Source organism: Flavobacterium sp. UBA2787 (genome assembly GCA_002352205.1).
In the GTDB taxonomy this organism is placed as follows: Bacteria; Bacteroidota; Bacteroidia; order Flavobacteriales; family Flavobacteriaceae; genus Flavobacterium.
This window is the reverse complement of the sequence record DEHZ01000010.1, coordinates 1-20,509: the sequence shown is the minus strand read 5'-3', so window position 1 is coordinate 20,509 and position 20,509 is coordinate 1. Positions and strand designations below refer to the sequence as shown.

The following is a 20,509-nucleotide window of genomic DNA, read 5'->3' as shown; positions in this document are numbered from 1 at the left end:
GAGTTGCCGTTTTTTCATTTTTTTTAAAATGAAAAATAGTTGAAGAGAAGGCAATAGTCAATACTGTAGGTCTTGTTCGTTTATCCATTTCGTTCAGTATAAAAATTGCTTATTTACGAATCGAATGTCCAACAAAGTGGATAAATGATTTTTTTTATTTTCAATAGCTATTCTACTTAAAGAGGTTAATTAGCTACTTAAAAATGATTGTTTTTATGTAAATGAGGCATACAAAGGTAGAATTTTTAATTAACATGACTTTTACACTTGTTCATTTGATTTTGTCAAATAAATGTTTTTTAACATTTAAAAGTTTGTAAAACAAGCTATTCTATAAGTTAATATAATAATCATTAATGTGTTGTTATAAAACTATAATGAAAAAATGCAGCGTTGCTTTTTATCTCACAAATGTGATTGAGAAGTGGAGGTGACATATTCTCCAAATGTGTTATTTTTTGATGAAGTAGCCTTAATTCTTTCACAAGTCTGATCTATAAATAACTTAAAGAATTTTACAAATAAACCGAACTATTTATAAGAATTTTACACTTGAAATTAATTTTCATTTTTATCCTTATTGACAGAAAAAGAATACTAAAAAGCATCGACTAACTGTAACACTATGTTAAATACTTAAAGTTTAACAAATTAATTTAGCAGATACGGCGATGTTAACAATACTTTTGTAGTGTATTTACTTTAGTTTACTAATTTAAGTACGTAACCCCACCCCCAAATCTAAATTGCAATAGTATGAAAACAAATTTACTATTGACATACCTACGTGTGTCCCTAATTTTCTATTTTTTATTTCTCAATTTTTTAACCAAAGCTCAAGATGTAGTTTTCTCTGAAGATTTCAACACCTCTGCCGGAAGTACGTACACAATCACAAACGGTCCGATTGGTACCAACAATTTATGGTCGATGAATCGAAGCGGTGCCGATTTTGGAGGCGGAATTCATTTAGGCAACTTGAATCTTTCCAACGACGGTAGTGGTGCGGCTAATCAAAGCGGATGGATTTTTGCTTCAACTCAAACTAGTGGATTTGCTTCACCTTATAACCAAACCTTATTGGCTAATTCAGGTTTACTAACTTGGACTTTCAATATGCGACAAACCCAATCTAATCCGTCGGGATTTGCAGCCGGTGGTTATGGAGCAGCATTTATTTTGGCAGGAAGTAATGGCACTACCAATCTTTCAGGTACAGGTTATGCCGTTATGTTAGGTAATTCCGGAACTACTGACCCGATAAGATTAGTGCGGTATAATGCTGGTATTCGAAATTTTACTTCATTACTTACGTCAAATACTACCGGTTTAACCGATTTTGGTACACACTTTCTAAGTGTAAAAGTTACTTATAATCCCGTAAATTCTACTTGGCAATTATTCGTTAGAAATGACGGAACTACTGCTTTTCAAGATCCTTCGGGAAATGGATTAACGTTACAAGGATCTGTGGTTAATAATACCTATACAAACACACCTTTATCTTTAATTGGTGGATTTTGGAATGCCGGAACTGCAACTTCACAAAGAGCCTTTTTTGATAATGTAAAAGTAACTATAGCAAAACCTACACTTATTAATTTAACGCCAAGTTCTGCAATTGCAGGAACCGGTGCTTTTAGTTTAGGATTGACGGGTACAAATTTTACACCCTCTAGTGTCGTACGTTGGAATGGAAGTAATCGAACAACAACGTATATTTCGCCAACACAATTAACAGCTGCTATAGCTGCCACTGACTTACAATTACCGGGCGATTTTCCGATAACTGTGGCAAATGGTTTATCGATTTCAAATTCTCAGATTTTTGAAGTTGATCCGGCTGGTGTTCCTAATTTAGTATTATCAACCAATTCACTTGCTGCTTTTTCAACAACATCAGGAACGGCTTCCAGCTTTTTGAGTTATACTATTTCAGGTGAGAATTTAACTGCCAATGCAGTCGTAACAGCTCCTGCAAATTTTGAACTTTCTTCGAATGGAGGTGTAAGTTATGCGGATAATTTAACGTTAATTAGAAACGGTTTGCAATTAACCGGACAACCGATAACCATTCGTTGCCGATTAAAAGCTTCTGCACCATCAGGAAATTATAGTGGTTCTATTTCACATACAACAACCGGTGGTGTTTCAAAATTTGTTGCAGTCTCCGGTAAAGTCATTGCTGCACAACCTACTGTTCAAACAACAGCGGTAGTTTTTACAAATGTTACCTCAACCAGTTATACCATTCAATTTACAGCAGGAAACGGTGCAAACCGAATGGTTGTAATGAGAGCTGGCGGTGCTGTAAATTCAGCTCCCGTTGATGGTGTCACTTACACTGCTACTGCATCATTTGGAACCGGAAGTCAGTTAGGAACAGGGAATTTTGTGGTGTATCGCGGTTCAGGTTCTTCAGTAAATGTTACCAATCTTTCTCCTGCAACTACCTATCACGTTGCCATTTATGAATATAATGGTGGTGTTGAGTTAGAAAATTATTTAACTACTACTCCTGCTTTAGGCAACAGAACAACGTTGAATGCTCCCGTGGGATGGCAAATTGGTGCTGTAAATACCGTAAATACAATTAATTTTGATACAAGTGTCGATGGTGTAAATGCCGAAGCTTTTCAAGGTGATGGTTTTTCAACAATAGCTACTTCAGGATTATTAAATTCTAATGCTTGGGCAGTAAATGGATTTAGTAGTGGTAATTTAGCTTTTGGTGCTAACAGTGCAGAAGATAGCGATTTTGACAGAGGTACTTCAGATGTTCCGGGTTCAGATGGTGGTATTTATGCGTATGAAGTTGCTCCTGATAACTTCAGTTTGGGACTTCAGTCAGCTCCGGGTGATTTTACTCCCGGAAATGTGACGCTTCGTTTTCAAAACCAAACCGGTTCTGCTTTAAACTCAATAAACATTGGTTATACGGTTTATGTTTATAATAATCAACCTTCCTCAAGTAGTTTAAATTTTAGTTATTCGGCAGATAATTCATCCTATACACAAGTGCCGGGCTTGTCAGTCGTTTCAACAGAAACAGTTGATGTAACACCAACTTGGAAAGCGTATTATCGCGTAGTTACGTTGACTGGATTATCCATCCCAACTAACAATTATTATTATTTACGATGGAATGGAGCTACCGTTTCAGGAGCCACCAATTTTGATGGTTTTGCCATTGATGATATTGTAATGGTAGCCAATCCTACAACTACTTTTGTTCCGTTTTCAGGAAATGCAGAAAGTTTTGTTTTACAAGGAAATGCAAGAATAAATGGTGCTACAAGTATTGCAAATGAAATCACATTCAACGGTGGTAGACTTGATTTTTCGAATCAATCACTTACGCTTAGTGGCTCAATTAATAATACAACGGCTCAAGGTTTAAGAGGGAATAATGGAAGTTCACTTATTGTGAATAGTTCAGTAAACAATTCCCTTAGTTTTGATCAAACTACAGTAGGAACAACTAATGTTTTGAATTCGTTAGAAATTAATACAACCAATTCAAATACGACTACATTAGTAAACCCAATTGTTTTAAACGGAAGTTTAGCAATAGCCGAAAATCAGTCGTTCAATTTAGGAACGAATGCTTTGACGGCTTCAGTAAATTCAATTACAAACAACGGAACTTTATTCACTCAAAATACAACGGCTACTCCACTGCCATCAGGCAGAAATTGGGGCGGTATGGGTACAGTTCATTACAATGCAGCTGCTTCAGGTCAAACTGTTGTTTCGGGTACTTATGAAAATCTTACTTTATCATCTACTGGTGGTTCAGTGGCAAGTGGTGCTTTTACGGTTAATAAGGTTTTGAATTTACCTTCAGCAAATCCATCAGCAACATTGGGAAGCCTGTCGATGGGAAGTTTTACGCTAACAATGGGCGGATTAGCATCTCATAATGGTATTGGAGATGTGACCGGAGTTATCACACGAAATTCAATTGTTCCGAACGTGAATTATTCTTTTGGTCATAAAGACACTTCGATTATCTTTCCAAATGTCGGTACTTTACCAACTTCTATGAGTTTAAAAGTAAATATTGGTGCAGCACCTTCTTGGCGTGCAGGAGCCATTCTTCGTGAATATGATTTCATTCAAACAGGAGGTTCCGGAACAAAAGCAATCATTAGAGCTCGTTATTTAGATTCTGAACTAAACGGAAATGTTGAAAATAAATTAGTTGACTGGGCTAATTTGACAACTGTTCCTGCTATTCTGGAACAAGGAAGGTCTAATTTTAATATTACTGAAAATTGGGTAGAGTTAACTAATGTGAATGTAGGTGTCTTTTTTACACCAAATTTCGGCGACGTTTTATTAACATTAGATCAATCGGAAGCAGAAATGTTGGTTTGGAACGGTTCTGTGAGTACGTCTTGGACTACTGCGACGAATTGGACTCCCAACGCAACTCCTTCTGATAATACATCGGTTTTGATACCGAATGCAACCACGACCACTTTTGATCCGGATTTGAATCCGTTGGTTTTGTTAGGAAAAATAACCATTGAAGCAGGTGGAATTTTGAACTCACCAACCAATGCTCAATTTACTATTAATGGTTCTGCCGGAGCTTGGATAAACAATGGAACTTTCAATCCGGGAAGTGGAACCAGTCGTGTGATTTTCACGAATGCTGATGCAACTATTTCAGGTTCAACTACATTCAATAATGTTAGAATTAATACAAATGCAGGTTTGCGACCGGTCAGCGGTGCAGTGATGGATATTGGTGGTGAATTTGTCAACTTAGGTGATTTGTATTCAGGTCCAATTTCAAATACAATTATTTATTCGGGCACAAATCAAACGCTTGCAATTCCAACTGGAGCTTTATCTGCTTATAATAATTTGATTATTAATGGAACGGGAGCTATATTTCCTTCAAGTTTAAACATCTCAGGAAATTTAACTTTAAATCAACCGGTTGACTTTTCAGGAAAAGCACTTGTAATGAATGGTGTTGCTACACAAACTATTGGAGGAACGGTTTCGCCGGTATTCTCCAACTTAACATTAAATAATAGTTTTGGAGAAGTAGCATTAAACACATCTGCTACTGTTAATGGAACATTATCCCTAACACAAGGGATACTCGATATTGGAAATTATAATTTAACGGTTGGAACCAATCCAATTGCCGGAAGTTTCAGTACTTCAAATATGATTATAACAAGTGGAACAGGAAAAGTTCGAAGAATTTTTGAACAGATTGACTCGTACACTTTCCCAATTGGAGAACGAACTTTCGGTGGGCTTAAATACACACCAATTACTGCTACAATTTCTTCAGGTACATTTTCAAATGCTTACATTGGTTTTTCTGTTGTAAATGCGGTTCATCCAAATAATAGCAGTCTTACAAATTCATTAAGCAGATATTGGGAAATGGAACATTCAGGAATCACTTCAGGAATAATTTCGGTCGTAGCAAATTATGAAACAAACGATGTTATTGGTACAGAATCTACTATTATAGGAGCATTATTGCAAGGCACATACAATCAATTTTCAAACCCTTGGATAACTTTCGATAATTTAGGATCATCTCAAATTGTTATTGATGATGCTATGTTGGAAACAAACTCCACAATGATTATTTCAGGAATTGAAGGTACTGTTTTGGACGTTTCAATTTCAGGTTTTGGTTCTTTTTGTATCGATGCTGATATTGAATTAATCGCAAACGTTCAAGGTGGAACACCTCCTTACTCCTACTCTTGGAGCGAAAGTTTAGGAAGTGAAGTCACGGCAACACCTCCAAGCACAACCCCAAGTACAGTAATGTATGAAGTAACTGTAACAGACAATAATGGTATTGAAACAACGGCTTCTGCAGAAGTGACAATTTTACCAACTACTGAGGGAGGAACGTTAACCAGTCAAAATATTTGTGCGGCATCAGAACCGGAAATGTTGGTTTTAGTTGGATCGGTTGGAACGATTATTTATTGGGAAAGTGACACGGATATCTCTTTTGCATCCCCAACAAATTACAGTATAACGGGTACAGTATTGTTTCCTGATGTTGTTGGGCCGTTAACCGAAACCACTTATTTTAGAGCCGTTTTACAAGATGCTGGCTGTGATGTAGTATATTCTAACATTGCAACCATTTCATTTACATCTACAACTTGGAATGGAACTTCATGGAGTAATGGTGTTCCTAACCCTTCTTCATTTGTATTATTCACCGGAAACTATTCTTCTACGGGCGATTTATATGCTTGTTCAATGGTAGTGCAAAGTCCGGCAATTGTAACTGTGAACCCAACACACACTTTCTATTTATCCAAAGAATTGACAGTAGAAACTGGAGCTCAATATATTTTAGAAAATAATGCAAATTTGATTCAAATTGATGATGTTGACAACACTGGTTCGATTGTGGTGAAAAGATTTACTTCAAATGAAGTGCGACGTTTAGATTACAACTTATGGTCGGCACCGGTTTCAGGTCAAAACCTATTGGCTTTTTCTCCACAAACGGTTGCAAACCGTTTTTATGAATACAATCCTTCCACGAATATTTATACAATGGTAACACCAACTATAACAACTTTTTCTCAAGCAAAAGGATATTTAATTCGTATGCCAAATAATTTCACAACATGGCCAGGTCAGTGGTTAGGAACTTTTTCAGGAATTCCTAACAATGGAAATTATAACGTTGCCGTTACACCGGAAACTTTTAATGCGGTTGGTAATCCTTATCCTTCAACGATTGATGCAGATCTATTTATTTCAGAAAACTATCTTGACGAACCATTATACTTTTGGCGTAAAGTAAATAATTCAGAGAATAGTTCATACGCAACTTATACAACTGCGGGTGGTGTTGAAAATGCTGGTGGCGGTAGTGCCATTGTTCCAAATGGAATTTTACAAGTGGGTCAAGGGTTTATTGTGAAAGCAACCTCTTCCAATTTAGTATTTACTAATTCGATGCGTCTTGGCAACACCGATAATCAATTTTTACGATCATCTAATCTTGAAACAGGAAGTTTTGAGCGTCACCGTGTTTGGTTAAATATGTCGAATCCAAGTGGAGACATGGGGCAATTAATGGTGGCTTATATGACTGGAGCAACTCACAGTATTGATCCGGCTATCGACGGGAAATATATTAATGACAGTGCAAATTACTTTTCAACAGTTTTAGATGATGAAGCGTATATTATCCAAGGAAGAAGTTTACCATTTACATCAACTGATGTAGTTCCATTAGTATTTGGTTCAACACAGTCAGGAACTTTCACAATTTCTTTAGCACAATTTGATGGCTTATTTGAAGACTCAAGTGTTGGGATTTTTATAAAAGATAATCAAACAGGAATTACTCATGACATTCGAATGAGTTCTTATTCTTTTGAAAGTGCTTCTGGGGTTCATAATGCTCGTTTTGAATTAGTATTCCAAGATACTCTTTCAGATGATGACTATTTATTCAACAATGAGATAACAGTTTATGCTTCACAAAAAGTTCTTCACATCAATACCTATAACCAAGAAATACAGAATATTAAAGTGTATGACATTAGCGGAAGATTAATTTTTACTCAAAATAATATCAACAAAAACGAGTTCAGCACTCCATTTTATCAAGTTGCCGATCAAATCGTTTTGGTGCAAGTGACTACAATAAATGGCACAATAACTAAAAAAATCTTTTTGTTATAAGATTCGCGACAATAATGAATTAAAAAGAGGCTGACCTTTGATGGTTAGCCTCTTTTTTTCCAATCAAGTTAACCTATAATCCTGAGATAAAACATACATATTATGTGACAAGTTTATGAAAAATTATATAATAGAGAATCTAATCCAAACAGAAAATTGTTCACCATTAACCAATAACTAATTTTCCTCCTCCCCTTGCCAATCAACAATTAAATTTTATATTTGTCATCCAATCATTTTTTATGGAACAATTTGTTGTATCAGCCCGAAAATACAGACCCCAGACGTTTATTGACGTGGTGGGTCAGCAGGCTATTACGAACACATTGCTTAATGCCATCGAAAACAATCATTTAGCTCAGGCTTTGCTTTTTACCGGTCCTCGTGGTGTGGGAAAAACGACTTGTGCGAGAATTTTGGCTCGAAAGATTAACCAACCCGGTTATGATGATCCGAATGAGGATTTTGCGTTTAATGTTTTTGAATTGGATGCGGCTTCCAACAATTCGGTGGACGATATTCGGAATTTGATTGACCAAGTTCGCATACCGCCACAAACCGGACAATATAAGGTGTATATTATTGACGAGGTGCATATGCTTTCGTCTGCGGCTTTCAATGCGTTTTTGAAAACGTTGGAAGAACCACCAAAACACGCCATATTTATATTGGCTACGACCGAAAAACACAAAATTATTCCGACCATCTTGTCTCGTTGTCAGATTTTTGATTTTAAACGGATTACGGTGAAAGATGCCAAAGAACATTTGGCGTATGTTGCCGAAAGTCAAGGTATTCAATTTGAAGACGATGCGTTACACATTATTGCTCAGAAAGCAGATGGTGCGATGCGGGATGCGTTATCGATTTTTGATCGAGTGGTTTCCTATTGCGGAAATAATTTGACTCGTCAGGCGGTTACGGAGAATTTGAATGTATTAGATTATGAATCGTATATTAATGTAACCGATTTACTTCTGGAAAATAAATTGCCGGAATTGTTGATGGCATTTAATGATATTTTGGCTCGCGGTTTTGATGCTCATCATTTTATTCAAGGTTTGGCTTCGCACTTTAGGGATTTATTGGTTTGTAAAAACCCTGCTACTTTAGTGTTGTTGGAAGCCGGCGAACAAGCTCAGAAGTTATATGGTATTCAGGCTCAAAAATGCAGTCAGGAGTTTTTGTTGAAAGCAATTGAACTGGCGAATGATACTGATTTGAAATATAAAGTTAGCCAAAACCAACGTTTGCTCATCGAACTTTGTTTGATGCAATTAGGCTCTATCACTTTTGATGGAGAAAAAAAAAAGTTAACGGCTATATAATTCCACCCTTTCATTTTCTTGGAAAATTAGGAGCTATTGAAGTGGCGACTGCTTCTGTAGAAGTAGTTCCGAATGTGCCAAAAGAAATTCAAAAAGTTGAAACTCCTTCTTCCAACGAATCTGTTGTGGAAGAAACACCAAAACCCATAATTGATATTCCGACTACTTCTACTGGCGAACCAAAGGTTTCTGCTTTTTCGTTGGCGAGTATTAAACAGAAAAAAGAGTTAGCAGAAGCTCAAAAATTGGTTACCAAAGAAGTTATTCAATACCCTACTGAGCCTTTTAATGAAACGGATATGTTGTTGCAATGGAACAAATTTGCGTTGAAATTAGAGGAAAAAGGGCAAATGATTATGCATTCGCTGATGTTGATCAATGATCCAAAATTAGACGGAGCTAAAATCACTCACGAACTACCCAACGAAGGAACGCGTTTAGAATTTGAACGAACTAAAAACGAGGTTTTAGGTTATTTGCGTGGAATGCTTCATAACCACGATATTGAAATTGAGTTGGTTGTGAATGAAAAAATGGAGAACAAACGGGCTTTTACTCCGCAGGATAAATTTAATCGGTTGAATGAGATTAATCCGAATTTGGAGTTGTTGCGGAAGACGTTTGATTTGGATGTTTAGGAAATTGGTCAATTTGGTTGAACTATACTTTTAATGGAACACGGATTGGACAGATTAAACAGATTGGCACGGATTTTTTTTGATTTGCTTTGCAAAAGCGGATTGGCAAGGATTTATGAGTGCTAGATTGGTGGTTTTAAGTGATGAGGACTTTTCCTATTTTTGTCCTTTTGATTTGAAAGGATTTTTTGTTTGGATGTTTAGATTATCGATAATAGAAATCAACTTCAATAGAAGTAATAAGACCTTCTTTTAGGTAAAAAATAACGTATCCTTTTTTATCAATAAATTTTACTTCTACTAAATAAATCCCTTTTGCATTTCTAAAATACTCTCTTGAATAATCAATGTAATTACAAGATAATGGAAATTTTTCTTTTAGTTTTTGTTCATTATCTCCAATTTTGATATCTAAAACATAAAAAAAATCTCTATTAATGAACCTTTCATCTTTATCAATAATTTCCTTTATCTCAATTTTGTCAATTAAATAGTTTTGATTAAAATAGAAATTATTCGTTGAATTTTTACTAACACTAAAACTTTCATAGTTTTTATTGATTTCAATTTTTTCATTGAATCTTCGTTCCTCTTCTGTATAAGTAAGTGATTCAAATTTCGCTATTGAATCTAATTTCTTTACATTCTGATTATAAACAATCTGATTATCTATTTTAATCTCGTTAACGTTGATTGAATCAATTACAAAATATCCAGAATCGAGAATCATCTCGTAAAAGTACTTTCTAATTGGTGCATCAAAAAAGTCTTTTAGTTCTTTATTTTTAGATAAGATTTTATAAATTTTTCCTTTTGTATCAATATAGGAATATCCATTGTAATCAATCAGAAGTTGATGATAATCATTAAGATTAAAGTAAATCGTATCTAAATAAGTGTTCGATTTTAAGACAAGTTGATTCTCTATCCTCATCATACCTATCCATCCTTGTCTACAACTTTCTGAACTCTTCTTCCACTTGAAAGAGCTTTCTTTTAATTTCTTAAATTCCTGAATCAAATCTGAAGAACATTTGACTTTTTTGGATGCTATTTCTGTGTGAACATCATATAAAAACAAATTACAAGGGCCGTCATCTGGTTCATTATAAATTCTATTTAAAATAATATAGGAATCGTCCTTTTGTTTCGTTTGAGCAGAAACAAATAATTGAAAGAAGCTAAATAATATGATTACTATTTTTCTCAAATTTAAATTCTCCCATAATACATCGCCTTTACAATTCCGTCTGAAAGTCCAATTTTGGGAACGTAGAGATGGCGGGCTCCACTCCACTTCATGGCGTTTAAGTAGATTTTTGTGGCGGGAATGATTACGTCGGCACGATCGGGGTTTAAGGCTAATTCGGAGATGCGTTGGTCATAGGTCATTTTATTTAACATGGCATATTGAGCATTTAGACTCAAATAGGTCAACGGTTTATCTTGCTGTTTTCCGGTCATTTTGAAAAGTTTATTGATGTTTCCACCGGAGCCAATCATCGTTACATCTTCAAACGGAGCGGTATTGAGTTTGATCCACTTTTCAATTTCCACCCAAACAATTTCGTTGACCATATTATTCAACATACGAACGGTTCCGTTTTTGAAGGATTTGGAAGCGATGATTTTTCCGTTGGAGAACAAAGAGAATTCAGTACTTCCACCACCTACATCTACATATAAATAGGTTTTATCTGTAGCGATATATTCTTTTAAATCGGAAGAAGCGATGATGGCTGCTTCTTTTTTACCATCAATGATATCAATTTGAATATCGGCTTCTTGTTGAATAATTTCTACAATATCACGGTTATTATCGGCTTCACGCATCGCAGAAGTTGCACAAGCTTTGTAACGTTCTACTTTGTGGACTTTCATCAACAATTTGTAGGCTTTCATTGCATCAATCATTCGCTCTATATTTGCATCGGATATTTCGCCTACGGTAAAAACATCTTGTCCTAAACGAATTGGCACACGCACCAACGAACTTTTGTTGAATTGTGTATCTTTTCCGTCTTGCTCCACGATGTTAGACACCAACAATCGCATGGCATTGGAACCAATATCGATGGCGGCGTAACTTTTTATAGTAATCATTTGTATTCTTTTAATTTGGGGGTTATAAATTTTCTGTAATTACTTCCAATTGATTTCGGTAGTAATTGTAGGTTTCAAGTTGTGCTCTGAAAACACGGTCGTTTTCGTTGCGAACACGGTATTTATTGTCTAATTTTTCGGAATGGTAACGGGCTTTTACATTTCCTTTCCAACCCACATCAAAACTTTCAATGAGTTCTAATTTGATGTTTTCGTCATAAATCGGACAAGTAACTTCTACTCGAGCATCGATGTTTCGGGTCATAAAATCGGCAGAAGAAATAAAAACTTCCGGTTTACCGTGATTTCCAAAGATAAAAATTCGGGAATGTTCAAGAAAATTATCGACAATACTGATGGCTTCTATGTTTTCGCTCATTCCTTTCACACCCGGAATCAAACAACAAATTCCGCGAATAATCAATTGAACTTTTACACCGGCTCGACTGGCATCATATAGTTTATCAATCATTCTAGTGTCAGATAAACTATTCATTTTTAACTTAATATACGTTTCTTTTCCTGAAAGAGCATGCATAATTTCTCGATCAATGAGTTTATACATTTTATTTCGGGTATAATGCGGTGAAACGACCAAATGCTTGTAGCGATGCACGCGGTAATTGACTTCAAAGAAATCAAAGACTTTGTCTGCATCTTTTAAAATTTGTTGATGGCTGGTGAACAAGGTAACATCGGTATAAACTTTTGCGGTTGATTCGTTGAAGTTTCCGGTAGAAATGAATCCGTAACGTTTGATTTTTTTGTCTTCTACTCTATCTATGACACAAATTTTGCTGTGAACTTTTAATCCTTTTACACCAAAAATTAAATTGATTCCTTCGGTTTGCATTTGTTCTGCATACGAAATATTGCTGGCTTCGTCAAAACGAGCTTGTAATTCAATTTGAACTGTTACTTTTTTTCCGTTTTTGGCTGCATTTATCAACGAACTAATGATTTGAGAATTTTTAGCTAATCGATATAATGTGATTTTAATACTGATGACTTTTGGATCAAGAGCTGCTTCACGAAGAAATTTGATTAAATAGGAAAACGATTGGTATGGTGCATTGACTAAATAATCTTTTTCGCTTATCTTTTTGATGATGCTTCCTTCTAATCCTAAACCGTCTACCGGAAGAGGTGTTTTTGGTTGGTATAATAAATCATATCGACCTAAATTTGGAAAATCCATGTAATCACGGCGGTTGTGGTATCTTCCACCGGGAATGATACTATCGGTCGAATCGATACCCATCTTTTCTAAGAAAAACTTTAGTGTATCTTTATCAATCGATTGATCATATACAAATCGAACCGGCTCACCAATTCTTCGGTCGCGAACACTTTCGGAAATTTTTTCTGCAAAACTTTTACTGATGTCACTATCTATTTCCAACTGAGCATCACGTGTAATTTTGATCATGTGGGCCGAAACACTTTCGTATTCAAAAATATTGAAAATGCTTTGAAGATTGTATCGAATTACATCATCTAACAAAATAATATATTGTTTTTCGCCATTGGAAGGGAGCTCTACAAATCGGTTGACTGTTTTTGGAATTTCAACAACTGCGTAGCGAATATCTTTTTTAGCTTTTTTAAAACCTAAGAATGATGATTTCTCCTCTAATTCGTTTTTCATAACGAGTTTCACTGCCAAATAACCGGAAGTGTCTCGCAGCAGCGGAAATTCTGCCAAGTCATTTAAGATAATTGTCACCAAAGCCGGACTGACTTTTTGGATAAAGAAATCGCGGATGAAGTTTTCCTGATCTTTTGAAATTTCTTTTTCGTTGATAATATAAACACCTTCTTTCTCTAATTCTTTTTCAATAATATTAAGAATGCGTAAACTTTCCGATTGTTGTTTAATCACAACATCTGTAATATCTTTTAATAATTGTTGCGATGAGATTCCGCCCAAAAGCTTTTCTCCGGTTTGTCCGGAAAGCGATAACCGTCTGATTGCTGCAAAACGAACTCTGAAAAACTCATCTAAATTATTGGAAAAAATTCCTAAAAATCTTAATCTATCTAATAATGGAACTGTTGGGTCTGCCGCTTCTTGAAGCACTCTTGCGTTAAAACATAACCAACTTTTTTCTCTATCAACATAACGGTATTCTATTGCTTTAATCATCTTTTAAATCTCTTGGAAAAAGTATCTTTTTGGTTTTGCCGTTACTGATGTTTGCCCAACTATCACTAGTAAATGAAAGTGAGACAAATCCAGCAGTAGGCACATTGTCTATAAAAATATCTCCAAATTTATTAACAAAATCTGTGATTGCCTCATTATGACCGAAAAGAATAACATTTTCATAACTATCATCGCATGATTTTATTACTTTTTCAAGTTTTGAGGCATCAAAAGTGTATAATTCATCTTTAAAAATTATACTTTCTAAAGGCCACATTTGATTTTGAGCAAAAATTATTGCTGTTTCTGAAGCTCGTTTTGCTGTACTACTCCATATTAAATTGAGTTTCGGAATAAATTCTGAAATATTTTGAGCCATTAAATGTGCATCACGAACACCTCGTTGTGCCAAAACTCTCTCTTTATCGTGAACAGGTGCATCCCAACTGGATTTTGCATGCCTGATTAGTATTAAGTTTTTCATTAAAAAACAAATTTGTGATACTTAGTTGAAAATTCCATTACAATTTAAGATAATTTTTTAATAAATAGAACTAATATGAAACAAAGTTCAAGAATAAATCACCATATTTGAGAATTGTTATATAAATAACATAGAAATGATTATTTGTGATAAATACTTAATCAACAGTTGAAATAAAAGTAATGCTAGAATTTATTTATCAACAGCTATTGTTAATAAGTAATATTTAAAGTTTTTTCTTACTGATATTTTATTTTAACACCTTTTATCGATAAAAAAATGCATTTTATCGACAAAATATTTTTTTTTATCAAAACAACTTTATACATTCGACGAGAATTTAAGAATAAATTAACGCATAAAGGTGTCTAAATTTATGAAAAATATAAGAAAAAAGAGAGGTTACTCATCGACAAAAAACTCCACGAACTGCATTTTGTGTGCTACTTATCGAGTTTTTTGGTTAGTTACAGACGAAATGAACAAAAATTTCATATAGTATATAGATTAGCCGTCCGATAAATGAGTAAACTGTAAAAGTCTCTCAAATTTTATCTGCCCAAATAACCAAATAGTAAAATGAAAAAACTTAACCCAAAATGTCAAAAATCATGAATTCAAAATTTAAATTTAAAATTATGGGAAATCAAGCTATCGCCAAGAGGGGAAATAATTCTCTGGTATTGATTGTAATGATCTCATTGCTAATTCCTTTCTTAGGTTTTTCGCAAGACTTTAAAATTATTGAAGTTAAAGAATACTTAAAGAATGAACAAAAAATGGAATCGGCTAAAGCTAAAGTTGATAAAACAACTTCAGTTAAATCACTAATTAAGGATTTACATCCTTCAATTTATGTAAAAAACGGTTCGGTGAACACCTATGGCAAACCCGCCAAAGTGATGTTTATTGACACACAGTCTATTTCAAAAGTAAGAGACTTGAATCTAGACATGAGCCAAGTTGAACTTGTCACAGTGAAAATTAACAGTAAAGAAGATCTTTCTACTCCGATTGATTTATCAATATTTTCAAATTATCCAGCTGTCAAAATTATCCATTTATCTGTAAGTTTCGACTGTACGGTAGACATGCTTAATAATCTGATTAAGAACAACAAAACTGATTTTACGATTTTATATTCAGTTGAAAAACCATCCTAACAGTATTTCTGTTCAGAACTTAATTTGTTAAAGAAATATCATGAAGAATATGTACTCAAATTTCAAACTAAACCTAAAATCAAATTATCTGATAGTACTTTTAATGGTATTATTAGGTAATTCATTTTATGTAAATGCTCAGGTGCGAGTTCCTTTTACACAGAGAACATCGATTTACACACCTCAAAAGACCGTTTATAATGTAAAAGGTGATTTTACCATGATTGGTAATGCTAACCTTACACTTGTAAATTATGAAGATGGTGGATCAAATGCCAATGATATGCGTTATATCGACATTGATGGCGATTCAAATACTTGGAACTCATCTTCTGCCAACTTAACATTTTCTACTGAAAATGGAGCAAATCCAGAATGTTCAAGAATTGTTTACGCAGGATTATATTGGACCGGTAGAGCCTCTGATGCTTCTACAAGTCCAAATATTTTTACTGTAAACAGAACTGTTCCTGGCGGTACAGAATCAATTAACCAAAGTTCTGTAGTTGGACACAATCAAACTATTAATAACACAAGTTATACTTTGAGTGTAAGTAGAGACAATCCATCAGGAAGTAATAGAAGTCCTATCTATACTTTTTCAGGTGGTGGAAATAGTTATGTTTTTAGATTTACTAACAATACCGGTGCTAATAGAGTAACACTCTCAGTAAATGGCGGCACTGCTGTTAATATTCCTGTAAGTTATACTACTTCTGGTTCAACCGGAACAGCTACTTTAACTACTCCATATGTAATTGCAAACGGAACTGTTAACTTAACAATAAACAGTTTAGTGAGAAGTACTGCTACAAACCTAAGTACAGGAGATACACAGAGTACATCTTTTGCAAATGTAAATGTTGCCGGTACAATTGTAGGAACCATTACTCAATCCAAAACTTTTGATAAAAGAAAAGTATCTATTAAAGGACCAAGTTCTGCTACCTATACAGAATTGACAGCTGATGATGATGACATTTATTATCCTATAAATTCTGATGGTTTTATGTACTCCGGATACATTGAAGTAACCGATTATGTGAGAACAAATGGATTGGGAGCCTACACAGTTGCCGATGTTGCCTTGATTGAAGGTAATGGAGGCGGTACAGGATATTATGGTGGATGGGGAATGGTTGTTATCTATGAAAATGACAACATGAAATGGAGAGATGTAACCGTTTTTGACGGACATTCATACGTTGCAGGTAGTGTTGTTGCCGATTTTGAAATTCCTGTTTCAGGATTCAATACCGTTCAAGCTGGTCCGGTAAATATGAAGTTAGGTATGATGGCCGGTGAAGGCGATCGAGCTATTGCAGGAGATTATTTTCAAATCAGAAATCACCCTGATACAAACTGGGTAACACTGAATCACGGAGGTAATGGAACAAATAATTTCTTCAATTCTTCTATTTTTACAGGAGGAAATACTCGCAACCCAGAACTATTGAATAATACCGGTTTAGATATCAGTATGTTCGATATACCTAATGCAAACAATAGTGTAATCACTAATAATCAAACGTCAACTCGTTTTAGATATGGTACGACACAAGATACGTTTGTAATTTTCAATATTACCATGTCGGTAGATGCATACATCCCAGAAACAGAGGGAATTTTATCTACAGTGAGTTTAAATAATGTTCCTGCTGCACCGGTTGGTCCATATTCCATTCAGCCTGGTCAGGAAATTGAATATGGTTTAGAGATAAAAAATCTTGGTACCGAGGCGGTAAATAATTATAAAATAGTTCTACCAATTCCATTTACTGCAAGTTTTGTTCCTGGAAGTTTATCGAGCACTATTTTATTTTCTCCAAACCCAACCCCAAACAACTTGTACTTTGATCCTGCTTTAGGAGCTACCGGTTCTATTGTTTGGGATTTTGGAACGCTCCCTCTTCCCGCAGACCCACAAACGTTATTAGCTTCATTGCGTTTTAGATTAAAAGCAACAGAGAATTGCGCTATTTTATCTAATCCGGAATGTGTAAATGATATTGTAGTTAATGGATTTACAAGCGGTGTTGGTGCAATAACAGGTACAATGTTCAAAGATCGTGGATTAATCCTCGGATATGATGATGCTAACGGTGATTGTCTTGGACAACCAATTCCTCAACCATTAGCGGTTAGTATCAATGCCGAAAATTATGTAACTGAAAATTGTGAGGACGTTCCTTTAATTAGAAACTTTACGTTTTGTGATGTAACAGGACCAATACCTGCTTCACAATTAACCTCTGCATTTCCTCCTGGAACTAAATTTTATACAACATACCCGGTTACAACTCCCGAAATAACTTCTTTTCCAATTTCTGCCGGAGATACCGTAAATTATTTTGCAGTTCCTTTTAATGGAAATGGATGTTACTTTCAATTTACTGTTTCATTTTGTGGCGAAATTATTGCTGAAGATGATACTCTAAATTCAATTAGTTGTGCAACGACAGGAATTATTGGAAATGCTTTATTAAATGATACTGTTGATGGAAATCAAGCCACATCAAGCAATGTAACTTTTGAAATTACATCAGGAAATCATCCAAATATTTCATTTGATGCACAAGGAAATATTACTGTAGTTGCAGGAATTCCTGCCGGTCAATACATATTTGGTTACTCTATTTGCGAAACATCAAATTTAACAAATTGTGATTCTGCTACAATAACTATTAATATAGTAGACTCTACTCCACCTGTATTTGCTTCATTACCAAGTGAAACGACAATAAATTGTCCTGATACACCTGCTTTTGAACAAGCAACTGCAACAGATTCTTGTGGAACAGTAACATTAACTTTTGAAGATGTTACAACAACCGGTGCTTGTGCAGGTTCGTATTCTATCACTAGAACTTGGACGGCTACTGACGCTTCAGGAAACACTTCAACTGCAACGCAAACAATCATTGTTGTTGATGATTCTGCTCCGGTAATCAATGATTTACCAACAGAATCAACTATTAGTTGTCCTGAAACTCCTCAATTTGCTCAAGCAACTGCTACTGATGTGTGTGGATCTGATTTTACACTTACTTATGTAGATACAACAACCAATGGTCAATGTGCAGGTTCATACTCTGTTACTAGAACTTGGACAGCAACTGATGTTTGTGGAAATAGTTCAACTGCTTCTCAAACAATTAATGTTGAAGATAATACAGCTCCTGTAATTAATCCTCTTCCTGGTGAAAGCACAATTAGTTGTGTTCCTTCTCCCACTAGTAGAATTAATTTGAGCTTTGATCAAGCAGTTGCAATTGATGAATGTGGTTCAGATTTTACACTTACATTTATTGATTCAACAGTGGAAGGTGATTGTGAAGGTTCTTATTCTGTAACACGAACTTGGACGGCTACTGATACTTGTGGAAATTCATCAACAGCTACCCAAACAATCAACGTAATAGACACCACAGCTCCGGTAATTGATGCTTTGCCATCTGTTACAACAATTAGCTGTCAGGATGTTCCGCAATTTACACAAGCTACTGCTATTGATGAGTGTGATTCTGCATTTACGTTAACTTTTGAAGACGTTACTACAAATGGAAGTTGTGCTGGTTCATATTCTGTAACAAGAACATGGACGGCTATCGACGACTGTGGAAATAGTTCAACAGCTAGTCAAACGATAAATGTTCAAGATACTACAGCTCCTGTTCTAAGTGGACAAGGACCTGACTCTACAATAAGCTGTCCAGCAACTCCTGAATTTACTGCTCCAACTGCAACTGATACTTGTGATTTAGCTCCAGTAATTTCCTTTACGGATGCAACAGTGCCTGGTGCATGTGTTGGTACTTCTATTGTAACTAGAACTTGGACGGCTATTGATGCTTGTGGAAACCAATCCGCTTCCGTTAGTCAGTCAATCACAATTCAAGATGATACGGCTCCAATTTTAGTTGGTCAAGGTGCTGACTCTACCATAAGCTGTCCAGCAACTCCGGAATTTACTGCACCAACTGCAAATGACACATGTGATTTAGCTCCTGTTGTTTCTTTTACGGATGTAACTGTACCGGGTTCATGTGCAGGAACTTCAATAGTAACCAGAACTTGGACTGCTGTTGATGCTTGTGGAAACCAATCTGCCCCGGTTAGTCAATCAATTACTATTCAAGATAATACTGCTCCAGAGATTACTACGCAAGCAACTAGCTTAACCGTAGAATGTGACGGTTCAGGAAACGAAGGTGCTGTAGAAGCTTGGTTAGCATCCAATGGTGGTGCTGTGGCTTCTGACTCCTGTTCTGATGTAACGTGGACTAATGATTTCAATGCATTGTCTAACGATTGTTCAACGGCTATAACTGTTATTTTCACCGCTACTGATGCCTGTGGAAATACAGCTACAACAACAGCCACTTTTGCTGTACAAGACATTACTGCTCCTGTAGCTCCTGAGGCTCCTGCTGCTGTAACTGTAGCTTGTGCTTCTGAAGTTCCTGCTACTGTTTCTTTAACAGCTACCGATAATTGTGCCGGTGAAATTGTTGCCCAAGGTGTTGACACTATCACCCCTGGAGACTGTCCGAACTCGTATGTAATTACAAGAACGTGGACTTTCACTGACGCATGTAGTAATTCTTCTGAAATTACTCAAACAATTACCGTTAACGATACTATTGCTCCTACTTTCGTAGAAGAACTTCCTGCTAATCTAACTGTAGAATGTAGTGCTNNGATAACTGTGGAGATGCAAGCGTAACTTTTGCTGAATCAATTCAGCAAGGTCAATGCCCTAGTGCTTATGTAGTAACCAGAACTTGGACGGCTACCGACGCTTGTAACAACGAAACTGTTCATACTCAAATTATAACTGTTCAGGATACAACACCTCCTACTTTTGTAGAAGAACTTCCTGGAGATGTAACTGTAGAATGTAGTGCTGTACCAACTGCCGCTACACTAACAGCTACGGATAA

Annotated in this window: 9 protein-coding genes; 5 read left to right on the top strand and 4 right to left on the bottom strand. The window is 35.5% G+C overall.

The genetic code is table 11. The annotated features are described in order from the left end of the window. Positions 1 to 756 precede the first annotated feature (756 nt). The 3 genes from B4N66_RS06740 to B4N66_RS06730 all read left to right on the top strand — a co-directional run bounded on the left by B4N66_RS06740 (position 757) and on the right by B4N66_RS06730 (position 9,670). Positions 757 to 7,704 (top strand): hypothetical protein, encoded by a 6,948-nt coding sequence (locus B4N66_RS06740; protein WP_291093363.1) that lies wholly within the window; start codon positions 757 to 759, stop codon positions 7,702 to 7,704. A 242-nt stretch (positions 7,705 to 7,946) separates the two neighbouring features. Further along, positions 7,947 to 9,032, top strand: a complete 1,086-nt coding sequence (gene dnaX / locus B4N66_RS06735; RefSeq protein WP_291093362.1) for a DNA polymerase III subunit gamma/tau — start codon at positions 7,947 to 7,949, stop codon at positions 9,030 to 9,032. Between the two features lie 41 nt (positions 9,033 to 9,073). After that, entirely contained in the window at positions 9,074 to 9,670 is a 597-nt protein-coding gene (locus tag B4N66_RS06730; RefSeq protein WP_291093360.1) for a DNA polymerase III subunit gamma/tau, read from the top strand. 205 nt (positions 9,671 to 9,875) lie between these two features. Here B4N66_RS06730 and B4N66_RS06725 read toward each other — a convergent pair whose 3' ends face one another. Genes B4N66_RS06725 through B4N66_RS06710 form a run of 4 tightly spaced genes read right to left on the bottom strand, consistent with a single transcriptional unit; the run spans position 9,876 to position 14,403 of the window. Continuing rightward, positions 9,876 to 10,880, bottom strand: coding sequence for a hypothetical protein (locus B4N66_RS06725; protein ID WP_291093358.1), 1,005 nt, complete (start codon positions 10,878 to 10,880; stop codon positions 9,876 to 9,878). Between the two features lie 2 nt (positions 10,881 to 10,882). After that, the gene (locus B4N66_RS06720; RefSeq protein ID WP_291093355.1) at positions 10,883 to 11,773 is read right to left on the bottom strand and encodes a Ppx/GppA phosphatase family protein; all 891 of its coding nucleotides are present in this window, start codon (positions 11,771 to 11,773) and stop codon (positions 10,883 to 10,885) included. Between the two features lie 22 nt (positions 11,774 to 11,795). Further along, a complete protein-coding gene (gene ppk1, locus B4N66_RS06715) occupies positions 11,796 to 13,919 on the bottom strand; it encodes a polyphosphate kinase 1 (protein ID WP_291093352.1) in 2,124 nt (707 codons plus the stop codon). Further along, positions 13,912 to 14,403, bottom strand: a complete 492-nt coding sequence (locus tag B4N66_RS06710) for a SixA phosphatase family protein (RefSeq protein ID WP_291093350.1) — start codon at positions 14,401 to 14,403, stop codon at positions 13,912 to 13,914. The genes ppk1 and B4N66_RS06710 overlap by 8 nt, the downstream gene beginning before the upstream one ends. Before the next feature lie 611 nt (positions 14,404 to 15,014). Between B4N66_RS06710 and B4N66_RS06705 the strand changes: the two genes are divergently transcribed. Both B4N66_RS06705 and B4N66_RS06700 read left to right on the top strand, forming a co-directional pair. After that, positions 15,015 to 15,566 carry a hypothetical protein gene (locus tag B4N66_RS06705; RefSeq protein ID WP_291093347.1) on the top strand — a complete coding sequence of 184 codons (552 nt, stop codon included), beginning with the start codon at positions 15,015 to 15,017 and terminating at the stop codon, positions 15,564 to 15,566. A 40-nt stretch (positions 15,567 to 15,606) separates the two neighbouring features. Continuing rightward, the gene (locus B4N66_RS06700) at positions 15,607 to 20,292 is read left to right on the top strand and encodes a hypothetical protein (RefSeq protein WP_291093345.1); all 4,686 of its coding nucleotides are present in this window, start codon (positions 15,607 to 15,609) and stop codon (positions 20,290 to 20,292) included. Positions 20,293 to 20,509 lie beyond the last annotated feature (217 nt).

Excerpts from the sequence above, each read along its gene's own strand:
- B4N66_RS06740 (WP_291093363.1), top strand. The coding sequence starts at position 757 with ATGAAAACAAATTTACTATTGACATACCTACGTGTGTCCCTAATTTTC.
- dnaX (WP_291093362.1), top strand. The coding sequence starts at position 7,947 with ATGGAACAATTTGTTGTATCAGCCCGAAAATACAGACCCCAGACGTTT.
- B4N66_RS06720 (WP_291093355.1), bottom strand. The coding sequence starts at position 11,773 with ATGATTACTATAAAAAGTTACGCCGCCATCGATATTGGTTCCAATGCC.
- ppk1 (WP_291093352.1), bottom strand. The coding sequence starts at position 13,919 with ATGATTAAAGCAATAGAATACCGTTATGTTGATAGAGAAAAAAGTTGG.
- B4N66_RS06710 (WP_291093350.1), bottom strand. The coding sequence starts at position 14,403 with ATGAAAAACTTAATACTAATCAGGCATGCAAAATCCAGTTGGGATGCA.
- B4N66_RS06705 (WP_291093347.1), top strand. The coding sequence starts at position 15,015 with ATGAATTCAAAATTTAAATTTAAAATTATGGGAAATCAAGCTATCGCC.